The sequence below is a fragment of the Vibrio atypicus genome (assembly GCF_009811315.1).
GTDB lineage: Bacteria > Pseudomonadota > Gammaproteobacteria > Enterobacterales > Vibrionaceae > Vibrio > Vibrio atypicus.
In genome coordinates, this window is sequence record NZ_BLID01000001.1 from 309,940 (window position 1) to 325,907 (window position 15,968).

Annotated in this window: 11 protein-coding genes; 2 read left to right on the forward strand and 9 right to left on the reverse strand. The window is 45.3% G+C overall.

Annotation, left to right across the window (positions count from 1 at the left end):
• Positions 1-18: 18 nt before the first annotated feature.
• The 8 genes from GVO60_RS01340 to GVO60_RS01375 form a co-directional block, all read right to left on the reverse strand.
• Entirely contained in the window at positions 19-597 is a 579-nt protein-coding gene (locus GVO60_RS01340) for an Lcl C-terminal domain-containing protein (RefSeq protein ID WP_159650796.1), read from the reverse strand.
• Positions 597-2,036 (reverse strand): Lcl domain-containing protein, encoded by a 1,440-nt coding sequence (locus GVO60_RS01345; RefSeq protein ID WP_159650798.1) that lies wholly within the window; start codon positions 2,034-2,036, stop codon positions 597-599. The genes GVO60_RS01340 and GVO60_RS01345 overlap by 1 nt, the downstream gene beginning before the upstream one ends.
• Before the next feature lie 16 nt (positions 2,037-2,052).
• A complete protein-coding gene (locus GVO60_RS01350) occupies positions 2,053-4,329 on the reverse strand; it encodes a proprotein convertase P-domain-containing protein (protein ID WP_159650799.1) in 2,277 nt (758 codons plus the stop codon).
• A gap of 9 nt (positions 4,330-4,338) precedes the next feature.
• The gene (locus tag GVO60_RS01355; RefSeq protein WP_159650800.1) at positions 4,339-6,465 is read right to left on the reverse strand and encodes a TonB-dependent hemoglobin/transferrin/lactoferrin family receptor; all 2,127 of its coding nucleotides are present in this window, start codon (positions 6,463-6,465) and stop codon (positions 4,339-4,341) included.
• Between the two features lie 16 nt (positions 6,466-6,481).
• A complete protein-coding gene (locus tag GVO60_RS01360; RefSeq protein ID WP_159650801.1) occupies positions 6,482-8,500 on the reverse strand; it encodes a prolyl oligopeptidase family serine peptidase in 2,019 nt (672 codons plus the stop codon).
• Between the two features lie 279 nt (positions 8,501-8,779).
• A complete protein-coding gene (locus GVO60_RS01365; protein ID WP_159650802.1) occupies positions 8,780-9,778 on the reverse strand; it encodes a succinylglutamate desuccinylase/aspartoacylase family protein in 999 nt (332 codons plus the stop codon).
• A gap of 38 nt (positions 9,779-9,816) precedes the next feature.
• A complete protein-coding gene (locus GVO60_RS01370; RefSeq protein ID WP_159650803.1) occupies positions 9,817-10,245 on the reverse strand; it encodes a MarR family winged helix-turn-helix transcriptional regulator in 429 nt (142 codons plus the stop codon).
• Positions 10,246-10,364: 119 nt separating this feature from the next.
• The gene (locus GVO60_RS01375; protein WP_159650804.1) at positions 10,365-12,131 is read right to left on the reverse strand and encodes an ABC transporter ATP-binding protein/permease; all 1,767 of its coding nucleotides are present in this window, start codon (positions 12,129-12,131) and stop codon (positions 10,365-10,367) included.
• Between the two features lie 169 nt (positions 12,132-12,300).
• Between GVO60_RS01375 and GVO60_RS01380 the strand changes: the two genes are divergently transcribed.
• Positions 12,301-13,206, forward strand: a complete 906-nt coding sequence (locus GVO60_RS01380; protein WP_159650805.1) for a DMT family transporter — start codon at positions 12,301-12,303, stop codon at positions 13,204-13,206.
• Positions 13,207-13,265: 59 nt separating this feature from the next.
• Here GVO60_RS01380 and GVO60_RS01385 read toward each other — a convergent pair whose 3' ends face one another.
• Positions 13,266-14,807: a glutamate synthase-related protein gene (locus tag GVO60_RS01385; RefSeq protein ID WP_159650806.1), complete on the reverse strand. Its 1,542-nt coding sequence runs from the start codon at positions 14,805-14,807 to the stop codon at positions 13,266-13,268.
• Positions 14,808-15,006: 199 nt separating this feature from the next.
• Between GVO60_RS01385 and GVO60_RS01390 the strand changes: the two genes are divergently transcribed.
• Positions 15,007-15,960 carry a sensor domain-containing diguanylate cyclase gene (locus GVO60_RS01390; RefSeq protein ID WP_159650807.1) on the forward strand — a complete coding sequence of 318 codons (954 nt, stop codon included), beginning with the start codon at positions 15,007-15,009 and terminating at the stop codon, positions 15,958-15,960.
• Positions 15,961-15,968 lie beyond the last annotated feature (8 nt).

A 15,968-nucleotide genomic window follows, 5' to 3' on the forward strand; every position in this document is an offset into this window, starting at 1 on the left:
GTTAATCTTCTGCATTATTTACTCTGCATTCTGCTCTTCAGCAACCAGCAAAACACTCAGCTTTGCCGAAGTCATCTCATAAGCGTAAGTTTCTGCATTTCGAGTATCAAACACCATGATATTTGACGACTCTGGGAAATGATTGTTACTCCAAACGTAAGCTGTTACATCACCATCAATCGTTCGGCTTGTGTAAGCGCCATTGAAAGCTTTAGCGTTAAGCGCTGGCGTTCGACAAGAATACTCAGCCAAGCTCACTAGCTCTTTGATATTAGGCATACGCCACTTCTCTTTACCCGCAAATTGGTGCAAGGAATGGCTTTCGCTATCATTGATCGACTGCACTTCACTTAATGCGGCCTGCCAAAACATTCCTGTCGGTTTGCCTGTACAACTGTTTTGAGCTGCATTCCAAGTCTGGCCAAGAGGACAACGCATCCAAGTCAAACCTGTGACCTTATCTTTTATGGTGCCATTATCATTAAACGTATAGCGAATGTTAGGAGCACTTTTTGAAAACTCAATAGAGCACTCTTGAGCGGCCATTGAGAAGGTTGAGATAACCGTCAACGCTAAACCAATCGTCAGTTTTTTCATTAGTTTGTCTCCACATCTGCTACTAGGCGGGTTGCCAATTGGTATGAATCGTAATTATCTACAGGTGTTTTATCACTATAGATTTCCACCATATAAGTTAGGCCGCGATCTGTACCTCGGGTTTGAACCGCGTTGTAGTAAAACCCGCCTTGTGTAGCTTGCGCAGAATATTCCGAGAACATATCAAACGTTGTCCAAACCACGCCAGTTTCAAAGTAACTCGCCTTACTTTGAAGTGGGAAATATTGTGTGTCAAAACCGTATACAAGCCCATCTGAATCCGTGGCTGTTTCACCAAAGTCTATTAAGTTATAAACCTCACCAGGGGTTGGTAGACGCCAATTTGAAATACCACATACTTGTTCACTGTTTAGATGCGCTACGTACTGCTCTGTCGTGCAAATGCCTTTGCCATCTTCACAACCAAGTACTTTCAAATCTTCAATGAAAGGTTCGAAACTGCCTGATTTCTGATAGGCAAATAAACGATCAAAGTGACGTGGCGAGTCTGCATTATCGAGTTTTTTCTCCCAAACAAGCCCTGTTCGCTCATCTTGAACACAAGACCACTCTTGAGCATTCGCTGCAAGCGCTTGCCCATTGTTATCCAATTTGACGAATTTGAAGCCGCCATCAGCTTGATCATGACCATAAGCCGCATCTTGACCTGGATAATCGGCCGGAGCATCAGCAACTTCACCGTCATCAGAAAGGTATTGAGTAATACCGGTGTCGTTAAAGCCTTTCAAAGTCACCGTTGTTTCTAGTTTTTCAAGTACCTCACTCGCCGCTTGATCTGTTGGAGCAGCATCCAAAACAAAGCTTCGATAGCGCTCTAGGTTAGAAGCTAACGCAAATAACTGAGTATTAAGATCCGTCTTGTCCATCGCGCTCGTCAAAGCCAAAACATTTTGTTCAAGCGTTTGGTATTCCGCACTGTCACCGCGATTGATGATGTCGTCCGTCGGTAAGCCCAGTTGATTAAACTGTTCTTCTACTTTTAGGAGGGCGGCTTGCAGCGTATCACCCGATGCTACCTGTCCTGCAATTAGAGTAGTCACGCCATTAATATCATTCCCACTGCTTTGACGTTTACCCGGCGCAATAATGACAGAGTAATTCGCAGCCGATGCGGTGTTCGAGCGAGAAGAAAGCGTCGTAGCCCCCGTATCCAAGGTAACCACAATAGGAGAGTTTAAAACCGCCTTGTTGATACTCGTGATTGAGTAAGCGCCATTTTTTGCTGTCGTCGTTGGTTCGCCACTATTACAAACAAAGTCTTGGTTTAAGTCGATGCATACTTGCTCGTTACCTTGCGCAGCGTGAGCATTGATAGTGCCCGAAATAGTATAAGTTGGCGCGCTTTCATCGGAGCCGCCTGAACCACCACAACCGGCCAACATGACCGCTGCGGCAAGCAGAGTTAATTGAGTTTTCATAATCTTCATTTCTTAATTAATGAGTGTGAGTCTGCTCACGACGCCAGAATAAAAGCCCACTTAAGAGCAACAGCCCCCAAGAGATCGCTCCTCCACCTGAGCCGGAATTATTATTGGTATTGTTAGAATTGGTGTTGTCAGTCGCTTGGCCGCAGCTATAACGCTCTACCTGCCCCACAGCCCACTCGACCAGTTGACCAGAATCGCCCATCGCAACGTCTGATACTTCGAGTCGCCAGGTCCCTGCCAATGACTGACCAACAAATGGTTTGATTAAGTCATCATGCTTTGCAACCCAGTAAAATTGCTTCTCTGGTTGTGAAAATAGTGGGTTGGACAGCAGCATCTGGCGAGTACCCGATGGCGAAATAAGTTCGACTTGTAGATCACTCATTTTCGAATGATTGAGCTTTAGATAGACACCAAAGTCACCCGTCGCGGTACCTGCATCATTGATAATAAAGTTGAAACTTTTGAAGCCAGCATTGAAGCTGCCGTTGTTAGCCAATGAAGCATCTGGCAAAACTGAGTTTTGCACTTTGACCTGTTGATTGATCTCAGGCACACCCAAAATCAACGTTTGAGATTTTTTCCAATTCAACGCTTTTAAATTGGATTCGTACTGATAAGAAATATCCGCATTGAGCTCAAATGGTACCCCGCACGTTTCTTGATCAGGCAGTACCAAAGTCTGGGTTGATGTTGAGAATTTATCCTCATTTAGATCAAGGTGAGCTCCATTTGAAGTCTCAAGTTGGCCTTCGATGCTCGCTTGACGCCCATTCGCGATCAATCTCGCTGATATCGGTTTAGAATCATCGACGTAACGACTATCTAGCTCTAAACGGAAAGGTGCTTTCAAGAGACCATGGAGCTCAAAATTGGCCGTGAGCATCTGCTTGTAATCGCGAGACGGGTACAGTTTATCCGCGACAAATAACATGCTTTCGACTAAGTCATGCATTTTCATGCCACGACCCAAACCATACATCGATTCAAGTACGATAGTGTCCACCTCAGCAAAGGCTTCTTTTCCATATTGTTCGACCGCTTGTTTTAGCGTTTGGAAAAGAGGCGTCGACCAAAGCTCGTCACCTAACTCACCGCCCACACTTTCATGTGCGCGATATTCACTTTGCTCGAAATACTTAGCACGTTGATTCCACAGGCTGCGGGTAGTCACACGATTGCCAAAATACCCATCCCAGTTAAATACAGTATCAATTTCAAACTTACTGCCTTGCTGATAAAGCTTGCGATAACTTGCCGAACCAGCCCAGTAATCAGCAAACCCTTCGCCCATCGCGCCAGTGTGCCCGTAAGCCCAATCTTTGACGATTTGGTAATGCACGCCGTGGCCAAGCTCATGGATAACAACGTCTGCATCAATGGCGTCTGGCGAGCCACCAATACCAAACATTGCCGCTTTAGGGCCGTAGAAGTAACTAGAATTATTGTTTGATAACCCTCGAGCATCGAACAAAACTGGAGAATCAAAAAGGTTATAGCCCAATGATTCAACATACCTCAACGACTCATCGATGTGATAAAACGCCATCACTTGGGTGAAATCGTGGCTCGCAAAAGAGAGCTGATTTAACGCTGTAATATCGGCAAACTTTGCAATCCCTTCTTGAGCTAAGAATGACGCACTGCCACTTTTTTGCCATTGACCACTCGTTGCGTTGTACTCTTCTAAATACTCCGCATCAACTTGGGTGACACGCGAATTAGACAAGTAATATTGGTCGCCACTTTGCAGTACTTCTACATTGCGTTGCACGTACCGTGCTGGATTTGGGTAGTCAGAAAGGTCGTTCCACGTTCCAATCGGTGGCGCCTGTCTATCCATACTTCTTAGGTCAGGATCGACAATGTTCACCGTTGCAGTGACAAGCTGACCTGATGAAAGCTCTGGAGGATGAGCGGCTTTCAAACGCCTTGGCGCTTCTAGCTCAGCAGCTTTTGTTGCTTCACCGTTACGAATAATCGTATCGTCTAAGCTTTTAAATACTCGCTGAACTAAACCATCATTATCCGTATGGATCACTAATGTGCGTTGCGCTTTGTAGTCACCCGCAACAGCAATATCGAAGTTGTATTGATGGCCAAGTTTGCTTTTCGTCTCGTAGCGCAAACTTACAGAACCCACATCCGCATAGTGATTTTCGATATACGCTTTCGCAGCAGCGCCATCCATTAGTGCTTCGTTGCCCGCCGGATAATCCCACTCTCCAGACAACGCCGGCTGCGCGAATATGGATAATGCGATCAATGAATAAGAAAATTTCATGCCGCCTCCTTAAAACGCGTAACGCGCATTGATCGTGAAATGACGCCCAGATTCAGTACTGAAGGTTTCATGCAAGCTCTCTAAGCCTGCGATATCTTGATAACGAATAAACTCACGATCGAAGACGTTTATTACGTTAATGCTCACGTAACTGTTTTCATCAAAGCTATAACCCGCACCAATATCCACAGAGCCCCAACCCGATGTCGTTGCGCAGTCCACTTCCATTTTCAGCTCATTCACACATACGGTGGTGCGCTCCATTTTGTCGGCCCAATTCAAGCGGACATAACTGTTAATAGCACCATCGTCATAGTTCAATGAGACATTGCCTTCTAGCGGCGTAATCGCGCGTATGCGGTCCCCTTCCGAGTCTTTTCCATCAACAATACCTAAACTGGTGCGGGCCATGATCGCATTGGTAAACTTATACTCAGCGGACGCTTCTGCACCGTAGGTTTTCACGCCCTCTAGGTTGGCAAAACGCAACTCATCAAGCCCGGTATCCGAGTTCTTGCCCAGCCTTTCAGGGCTAATAAAGTTATCGAATAGGTTGTAGAAGACCGCGCCATAGAGACGCAAGGTGCCATCATCGTATTTTGAACCAATTTCAAAGCTGTCACTGGTTTCCGCCTCTAACTCGAAATTAGGTAAAATTACAAACGGATTAATTGGCACAAAATCATGATTAACTAAGCCATAGGTTTTCGCATATTCGGCGGCGCGATAACCGTGTTTATAACTGATGTAAGCATTGAGTGCTGGTGTGAACTGATACGCCAACGAAGCACTTGGAGAAAGCTCCTGACTCGCATTATCTGGCAGCTCATCAAAACCAATGGCATCAGCTCTGTCAGAACTTAAACGATAAGAATCAAATCGTAGGCCCAACATTGCGCGCCAACGATCAATTTCAATCGAGTCTTGGATGAAGGCGCCAATAGAGTAACTACGCGCAGGGGCAAATGGATTTTGCTCTGTAGTAGTGAAACCAGCAATCTTCTCAACAACTGGACGCTCGTGGTATTTCGATTCCAATTTGCCACCATAAACAAACGTATGTTTTGCACTGCCCACATACAACTCTTTGTTTAAATCAGCCGACCAACCGATTAGCTGATCGTTAAACTGACGATTTTCTATCTCTCGACGCCATTCAGGAGCACCACTAACGATCCGATACATCAATTTATTGTTATCTTCATTAAACTGAGTAGTTCGGTAGTAAAGCTTGGTTTCTAGGCTGTCGAGTAACAAAGCCTCTGAATCATGCTCCGCGCCAATCCAAAACAGGTAATTCGAGGTTGTATCCTGTTCATAGAAGTCTTTAATCTCAATGCTTCCATCTTTTTGCGGGGGAGCGTTACCTTCCTTACGAGTCATGACTTCACGATAAAGATCCGCTTTTGCGTTAAGCATCCACGCATCATTAAGGTAATGGTTGATCGTATAGGATGCGCTCATTCCCTCAATTTCACGATTCCACAAGTTTTCATCGTACGATTTACTCTCTTCACCATTCCAGTAAGCGGCTTGAACCAGAGAACTTGTATCCCCTAAGCTGAACGCTAAGTTGGAAGACAATCGATAGCGGTTACTATTGCCTGCATAGTTGCCCCCGGCATCAACATAAAAACGCTCACCTTTCAGAAAATCTTCCGGCGCCAGCGATTTAACAATCACAACACCGCCGAGCGCACCAGAGCCAAAACTGGTTGAACTCGCACCTTTGATCACTTCGATCTGCTTGACCGATGCCAAGTCGAAAGAGTTGTGTCCAGCAACATCATTGATATCATCCGCGCCATAACCATCAGACATTGCAATGCCATCTTTAATCACAACAACTCGATTCCCTGACATGCCTCGAATAGTAATGTTTTGCGCCGTCCCCGAACTGCCTGCAACGCTGACCCCTGGCTCATCTTTAAGTGCTTCGTATAGCTCAGTTGCGCCTCGCTTACGAAGTTCATCACCATCAACAACAGCAACAGAACCTGCTGTTTTTGATAGAGATTCTTCATATTTGTTCGCAGTCACGATCACCTCATCAAAGAGGCTTTCGTCAGATTCAGCGTGCACAAAGCCAGTCGCTAGTGCAGTGAGCACAGCAACATTTACACGGGTCAGTTTCATTTTTGGCTCCGGTTAATTAATCCGATGATTGGAGTTGTTGAATAAGAAATGCATAGTCCATCGCCTGCCTTTGAGATGCCTTACGCCTATCCGTCGCGTGGCCACTTTCAAAATCAGTGGATAAAAGCTGTGGGCCTGTACCCTGAGTTAGCTCATTGAGCATGGCGTGATATTTCGCCCCTTCCCAGTAAGGAACCCGTCGATCCTGCCAGCCAATCCGGATTAAACTCGCAGGATATACGGAATGTTTGATATTGGTGATCGGGTCATAACCAGACATGATCTTGAGTTCAGTGGCGACATTCGGGTTGCCCCATTCTTGATACTGCTGAGCGGTCAAAGGTAAGGTTTCATCCGACATACTCGCAACAACATCAACAAAAGGCACATTCAAACTAACGGCAGTAAAAAGTGTTGGATCTTGATTGACGGCAGCCGCAACTAAAGTCCCACCAGCACTTGAGCCAATTGCAGCCACTTTTCGCTCTCCGCCTTTAAATGCTTTCATTGCTTTCGCGGCTTGGACAAAATCCATTACACCTTGAGCTTTATTTATACTGCGGCCATCGTGGTGCCATTGTTCTCCGAAATAGCCACCACCGCGAACATGAGCAATCGCGTAGATAATGCCGCGATCAAGTAGAGAAACAATTTGCGGCATAAAGTAAGGTTTCATCGCGAAACCGTAGGCGCCATATCCGTATAAAATGACGGGAGAGGACTGTTTTAGTAATGACGTTTTATACGCCAAAGTAACAGGAACCTGTACACCATTAGACTCGACCCAAATTTGTTCAGTTTGATATTCAGAGGCTTGGTAACTTGGATAGCGATCTTGGCTTAACGTAGACATTTCCAAAGTCGAAAGATCAAACTCTTGCCATTTCGCAGGTTGAACAAGTGACATAGAACGAATCCGAACAACATTACTTGTGTAGTCCCCAACTCGGCTTACCCAGCCAACACTGCCGGCACTTGACAACGATTGTCTGAATTTCTCTTTGCCCTGAGCCCCTACTACCACAAGCTCTTTCTGCCCGTTGTGACTTTCCACCAGTGCAATACCTGCTTCAAATAGGTAGAAGTTTTCTAGATTGGCGAGCTCAACCGGCGAATATAACAACTGCCACTGTTTAGCATTTAAGTCTTGTTGAAACAGTTCAAATTGACCATTTAGGTTACTGTTAATATACAAGGTGTTATCAGCAACATCGGCATAGTACTCTACACCCACTTGACGTGGTCGCAGTGACTCAGACACTTCGCCTGTTGCTAAATTCAGTAAACGCTGTTCACTAGAAGATTCGTCATTCGATTGCACCAATGCATAACGGTTATCATTGGTTTGGTAAGCTGAGACCAACCAAGCTTTATCATGCTCTTGGTAGATTTGTGTCGCCGTCGATGTTTTAAATTGATACTGGATGACCGCAGAAGGACGACCATCTTGATTTTGCTTTAAAACGCCATAAACACTTTCATTGTCAGTGCCCCAAATTAGCGCCGTATCATTACGCTGATCCAGTAACCACTCCTGCTGAGTTTGAAGATCGATAACCGAGATTTGGTACAATTCACTTCCGATCACATCCTCTGCTAACGCAACATAACGTCCACTCGGGCTCAGAGACCAGTTTCCTAGTTCATAATATGTATTAGTTTTGGCACGCTGCTCGATATTCAGTAGTCGTGTCGCTTGAGTCGTCCCTCGCGCACGCTTTGACAACCATCGCTGTTCGTCTACGTATTCAATTTGATATTCAAAACTAGCACGTATCAACCATGGCTGCTCGGCACGATCAGGGGAGCTTTCTCGCCATTGACGGGATAAAGCAATCTGGATAGGTTCGACATTTTTAAGATGTTTGCGTGTGTTGAGATTTTGCTGCTCTAGATACTGCATCACCTTCTCGCTTGAACGAGCATCATCTCTAAGCCATTGGTAATTGTCGGCTATGTCACTTGCTGACAGATCTGCTTGAGCAATCGTTGCCACCAACGACAACGAGATCAAAACGCCATTCAAAAACTTCATAGAACACAACGCAATATATAAATTATCAATAGGGCGCGTATGGTGCACTTAAACAATAATGAGATCAATTATCATTTACATATTTATTTGACTTGGATCACATTATTTTTAGTATTTTATAGAGTAATCACTTCAATCAAAGGTATTTGGTCAGATAATCTTTAGGCTGAGTACATGAGGTTCTTTGGCAGGATTTTTAACCAGATATCGAACTAATTTAAGATAGGTGATGATTTGAGCCGCCTAAAGCTATAGTCAGATAAGCGGCTTAGGGCGGAGTTATCGAATAAGTCGAACAATCAAAGAGCCCGGAGCTCGAACTGATTCAACATTGTGGCTGATGACGGTGGCATCGATTGGAGATGTGTAAGTTTCTATCTCATCACCAAAGCTGTTGTACTGCGTGGCTAAAGTTTGTCCTTGAGTTACCTGATCCATTAGATCTACGTGACAAATCACAAAACCTCCCTGCTTGGCCCGAACGCTGATGATATCGTTACCCTCAACACATTCTAGCTTCGTATTGTCGGTTTCCCCCTCAATGACCTCGTAAGCCGTTAGAATATTCAGAACGCCTTTCGTGGCACGTTCCACCATAACTAGATCGGTATAGCGGCCAATACCGACCTCGATAGTGATCGATGGGATACCTTCGCGATTGTAAACCGTTTCTAAAATGCCAGGGTCACCAGGATCATTCAAAATCACATCAGGATTTAATAACCTTGCCATTCGAATAGCATCTTCTAAACGATAGTCTGCAAAAACGTAAAGTGGATAAGCACTGCCACTGGTTTGAGAGTGTAAATCAATGGCTAAATCTGCATTCGGCTTGAGCAAGTTCTCCCATAAGCTATTAGCATATCGACTTGCATCATCACCTGTGGCATTTCCAGGAAATACGCGATTTAAATTCGCTGATGAGCTGTCTGGCGCAGCCGAATGAAAGTCTCGGCTATGACGAGCAATACCCGATAGATTAACTGTCGGGACGATTGTGACCACTCCTGCAATCTCTTTTCCGACTAATTCACGGGCCAAACGCTGGGCTGTCAAAATGCCATTTTGCTCATCCCCGTGGACACCCGCCGTAATCACAAAGCGCTTACCAGGCTTATTTCCTTTAAACACGCGAATAGGTAAGGTTTGTGGGTGACCGATAGCATCCGTTGCCACAGCAAACCAAAACTTATGCTCACCCGCAGCGAGTGCATTCACATCTAATGCTTGAATGGTTGGGTACATCGGGATGATGCACTCGTTGAGTGTTTTGGTCATTGATATCTCCATCAAATCAATTGAAATTTGTATCTAACTTATAGATCTGCAACCATTTTTTGCAAAAGACGTATCATGTCGTCCCGCTCTTTTGAATCAAGCCTTGAAAGCAATTCTTGATTAATTTGCATAGGGATTGGGATTAAAGTGTCACGTAATCCTCTGCCCTTTTCGGTGAGATAGATTCGAAATGAACGGCGACTATTGGGATCCGCTTGACGCTCCACTAAGCCTAGTTTCTCAAGCTTATCTATCGTACGAGTCGTTGTAGAGTTTTCCACTTTTGACTTTTGGGCGATCTCACGCTGAGTCACGCCTTCTTCTTCCCACAAGCACATCAATGTCGGCCAAAGTGCAACGGTTAACCCATGTTTTTTCAGCTCAGCGTCAAAAGACTTTTCTGCGTTTTTTGCTACAACATTAATCAACCAACCAAAGCTGTGTTTTCTATCAAATTCTTCGCTCATATTTATCTCACTAGCTAAAGCGCAAATGCAACTATTGCAATGGTAACTGATAATGTAAAGGCAAACACCTCTATTGCTCTCATCTGCGAAACTAAATAGAGTCAGTGCTTTCAGTGGCTTTACAAATTCGACTGTTTAAATTGCAATGCGACTAAACGTTGGTATAAGCCGCACTTTTCCATTAGCTCAGCGTGCGTCCCAACATCAACTAGAGTTCCTTGATCCAACACTGCGATTTGATCCGCGTGTTGAATAGTAGAAAGTCGATGAGCAATGATAATGGTTGTTCTTCCACGCATTAACTCTTCGAGTGCTTGTTGGACATAATGCTCACTTTCGCTATCAAGCGCACTGGTTGCTTCATCAAGCAGCAGAATCTTAGGGTCTTTCAATATTGCCCGTGCAATCGCTATGCGTTGGCGCTGCCCTCCAGAAAGCCGGACACCTCGTTCACCTAAAAAACTATTGTAACCTTCTGGCAATTTGAGAATAAAATCATGAGCATGCGCTTTCTTGGCGGCTTCAATGACTTCTTCATCCGATGCGTCTTGGCTGCCATAACGAATATTATAAAGCACATCATGGCTAAACAGGGCTGGCTGCTGAGGAACCAAAGCCATCTGCTTTCTCAGATGGTTAGGGTCAAACTGACGAACATCAACATGACCCATTTCAACTTGGCCAGATGAAGGGTCATAAAATCGCTGTAAAAGCTCAAACAGTGTGGTTTTCCCTGCTCCTGATGGCCCCACAAGCGCTAGCACCTTGCCCTCTTTTGCAGTTAAATTCAGCCCTTCAATCGCTGGGTGATCAGGTCTAGATGGGTAGTGGAAAACGACGTCATTAAAACGAACTTCACTGGATACCGACTGCGGATCTAGACTGTCGCAGCTTGGCGCAACAATGTGACTTTCCACTTGGAGAATTTCAATAAGACGTTCGGTTGCTCCCGCCGCGCGTTGTAACTCGCCAAGCACTTCCGATATGGTTGCTAAGGAAGAGGCCACCATGATCGCGTAGAAGACAAACGCGCCAAGATCACCTGCTGACATAGTGCCATTAATCACATCGCTGCCACCAACCCAAAGCATGCCCGCAATTGCACTAAACACGATCACGATTACCCCAGAGATTAAAATAGCTCGCTGTTTTACTCGCCGACGACCTATTTCATAAGCGCGCTCAACTTCCTCAGCAAAAGAGGCTTTTTCCTGCGTTTCATAGCTATAGCTTTGGACGGTTTTAATGTGCTCTATCGCTTCTCCCGCATAACTGCCGACATCCGCCATCGAGTCTTGGCTTTGGCGCGACAAAGCTCGGACTCGGCGGCCATAGACCAAGATAGGCACAAGAATGAACGGTACTGACGCCAAAACAATCAGGGTCAATTTTATATTGGTGGCAAACAACATGATCACCGCGCCAATACACATTAAGGCACTGCGCATCGCCATAGAAAACGAAGAACCAATGATACTTTGCAATAAAGTGGTATCGGTCGTGATGCGCGACATGATGTCACCACTGCCATTTGTCTCAAAATAGCTTGGATGAAGAGTAATGACATGATTAAACACCGCTAAACGAATATCGGCGCTCACTCGTTCGCCAACAGAAGAGACGAGATAAAAACGAAAAAATGTGCCAATTGAAATCATCACCGTCACCGCCAGAATAAACTGAATGGCGCTGCTGAGTTGCTCAGTCGATTGCTGAGAGAACCCCTGATCGATAAGAATTCGAACCCCGTGTCCCACGGACAACGTCAGCCCAGCGGTAAAGATCAAAGCGATCAATGCCGCTGCGACTTTGCCTTTGTACGGCTGAATAAATCGAATCAACTCGAACAAAATTCTTAAGTTCTTTTTCTTATCTTCACTTTGCATGAGGATTCATCTCAAATAGTAGGTTTAACATGAGCTTAACACCGGCTATTTAGCACAATCAATCAACAATCGAACCTGATGACTTTACCACTGGCTATAAGCAAGTTATCTATCACTCTATCTAGGCTTCAAGTATGATGGCCGCTTCACAAAACTAATGAGAACGAGAATGCCTTCTACACTCAATTCTGCAATCCCGGTTGGGGTTCGATTCATGTTACTTTCTGCGCTTGGCTTCGCCTTGATGTCGGCTTGTGTGAAGTATGTGAGTGTTCATGGCATACCTGTGTTTGAAATCGTCGCTGCCCGTGCGTTTGTTTCTTTGATCATTAGCTATCTCGATATTAAGCGAAAACGCATATCGGTTTGGGGCAACAACAAACCATTGCTGCTACTCAGGGGGGCCGTTGGAACCGTCGCTCTCATGTGTGTGTACTACTCTGTCACGACGTTACCCTTGGCAGAGGCGACCATTTTGCAATATGTACACCCGGTATTTACCGCATTGCTCGGCGTTTTGTTCCTAAAAGAGCGTATTCAAGGGGCAACCATGATTTGTATTGCCCTGTGTTTGGTTGGACTTGGCGTCATGGTCCAGCCAAGTATGTCGGGAGCCCAAAGCCAAGAACTGCCAATGTTGAGCATCATAATGGCATTGCTCGGTGCGCTAGGTAGCTCAATCGCTTACGTCGTGGTAAGAAAGCTAAGCCAAACTGAAGATAGTTCAGTGATCATTTTTTACTTCCCGATGGTGGCATTGCCCACATCGATATTCCTTATGTGGGATGAGTTTGTCATGCCAAGTCTCTACATTACTTTGATGCTAATTCTGGTGGGGATCTTTACTCAAATCGGCCAATACGGTTTGACTAAAGCGATGCAAACACAGGCAGCAGGTAAGGCTTCAGCCTACTCCTACGTGCAAATCGTTTTCTCAACATTAATTGGGGGGTGGGTCTTCAACGAAATTCCGTCGATTTGGACCTACCTAGGTGGCGGGCTGATCGTCACAGGCGCGTTAATCAATGTGTTTGGCAAGAAATTGATCCCGAGTCGAGTGATTAGAACTTCATAAAACCAAAATAGAGGCCTGCTTTAAACAGGCCTCATCGCTTGTCACTCACCCTAATAAGACTAACTATCCGTAAATCCAGAATAACGAATACCAGATAACCTAGACATTTCTCGATTCCAAGTAGCGAGATCATTGGTATTAAACTGTGCTAAAGAGTGATGACCACACGCTCTCGCCATCACTTGCATCAGTTCTACTGAGGCTTCAAAGAAGTTTTTCAACTGGCCAGATGCCTTTTCCACATTGAGTCTTTGTCTTAAGTCTGCTTTTTGGGTCGCAATACCGGCAGGGCAATTATTGGTGTTACACATACGTGCTGCGACACACCCAATCGACTGCATCGCACTATTTGATACCGCCACACCATCCGCCCCTAAGGCCATAGCTTTGACAAAGTCCATCGGGACACGTAATCCACCAGTAATGATCAAAGTAACACGTCCCGAGGCACCTTGTTGGTCGAGGTAACGCCTTGCTCGTGCTAAAGCCGGAATCGTTGGAACACTAATATGATCGCGAAACATAGTAGGTGCTGCCCCCGTACCACCACCTCGTCCATCCAAAATGATGTAGTCTGCCCCCGCATCTAAAGCGAACTGAATGTCTTGCTCGATATGGTTTGCACTCAGCTTAAAGCCGATGGGAATCCCTCCCGTTACTTCCCGAACTCGGTCACCAAACTTACGAAAATCTTCAACACTATGGAGATCTTTAAAGGTTGGTGGAGAAATCGCCGCTTGTCCTTCTGGTATGCCTCGCACTTGGGCAATTTTACCGATGTTTTTATTCGCAGGAAGATGACCTCCGGTACCCGTTTTCGCCCCTTGCCCACCTTTAAAATGGAAAGCCTGAACGCCTGCTAATTTCGACTCATCGTAACCAAATCCTGCACTGGCTAATTCATAAAAATAGCGGGAGTTCGCCGCTTGTTCCTCAGGTAGCATGCCCCCTTCACCCGAACAAATACCTGTGCCAGCGAGCTCAGCCCCTTTTGCTAATGAGACTTTGGCCTCTTCAGAAAGCGCACCAAAACTCATGTCAGAGACAAAAAGCGGAATATTCAATCTAAGTGGTTTTTTCGCGTTAGGACCAATAATCAACTCACTCGATACGGCGACATCTTCCAACAAAGGTTTCGTCGCCATTTGAGCAACCATGATTTGAATATCATCCCAGCTCGGCAATTGATTTCGTGGCACCCCCATAGACGCCATTGGCCCATGGTGTCCCATTTTAGAAAGCCCTTCTCGAGCGAGTTGATGAATAAATTCGACCGTAGGCTCTTCTACCGTTGCCACGGCTATAGGCACTGAGTCTTTAGCTACAGAAACTCCTGGCCCCTCTTGACCCACTTGTTCAGCGGAAAACTGCTTATGGCTACCGTCACAAAACGGCAAATTAGCAGAATGCTTACATTGGCAAAGGTAACCATCTTCACTTTTGTCAGCGATAAAGCTCATTGGTTTAAACGAGGTACCAGCATGTGAACCATCACAATAGGGTTGCTTTTTCGATTTTCCGCAGCGACAAAAGTAATACTCTTGTCCTTCGGTCAACTCAACTTTTATGGGTTTGTTATCGGCAATTATTGGTTTACTCATAGTGCTTTCCTTAGTGATACCAAGCTCTTTGGCTGGCTATCTCTAAGCCTAGGACACTTAAAAACTAAAGCCATTGAACAAACATAACTTCATCCAATAGTATGAGTTTTACTATGAAAGTTATCACTATCGCCCTATAGATCTCACCCACTTCTATGGCAAACTACATATTCATTAAACGGATAAATATGTAGCACTCATGGAAGAGTACCAAGAAATCATTGCTCGCCTCGAACAAGAGAATGCGGAGCTTTCCAAACAAAACCGCCGCCTAGAAGAGAAACTCAATGCCGCTTTAGATGGAACGGGGTTATGTTTATGGGAGCAGCACATCCCCACGGGTAAGCTAACCATTTTCAATATGGAATGGGGAAAGATGCTCGGCTATCAGCCTCATGAGCTTGAAGCAACGATCGAAGTTTGGAAAAGTAAACTTCACCCCGAAGACTTTCACCTCGCTGTCGGCGCATTTGAAGATCACTTGGAAGGCAAAGCGGATGCTTACCAAGTGGTGCATCGCATGCTTCACAAAGATGGCAGCCACAGTTGGGTTTCCGACCGAGGCAGGATTGTGGAATACGATGAGTCAGGACAGCCGCTTCGTATGATGGGTACCCACATTGATATCACCAACGAAAAACGCTATGAACAAGAGCTGTCTCGATTAGCCACCGAAGATCCGTTAACCGGCTTACTCAATCGCCAAGCATTACAAACCGAGTTCCAAAACTACTCCCAGTCCAACCCCAATACCAAAGCGGCTTTGGTTTTCATTGACCTCGATGACTTCAAAACAGTCAACGATCAATTAGGTCACAAAGCCGGTGATTTCGTTTTGATTGAAGTGTCGATGTGGTTGAAGCGCTTTGCCCCGCCGCTTGCAACCATTGCTCGTTTGGGTGGGGACGAATTCGTCATATTTTGCCCAGAGCAAGATGACATCAGCTTAAATCTGTTTGCAGATCAACTGCTAAGCCAGTCCTATCCCCCGATACAACTTGAGAATGGTCATGCTCAAGTCGGATTCAGTATCGGCATTTGTCATTTTGTGACGCAGCAGAAAAACTTCGAAGATCTTTACGTTGAATCAGACAAAGCCATGTACCAAGTGAAAAACAGTGGAAAAAATGGTGTAGTCAGCGTTCATTTATAACTAAGAGT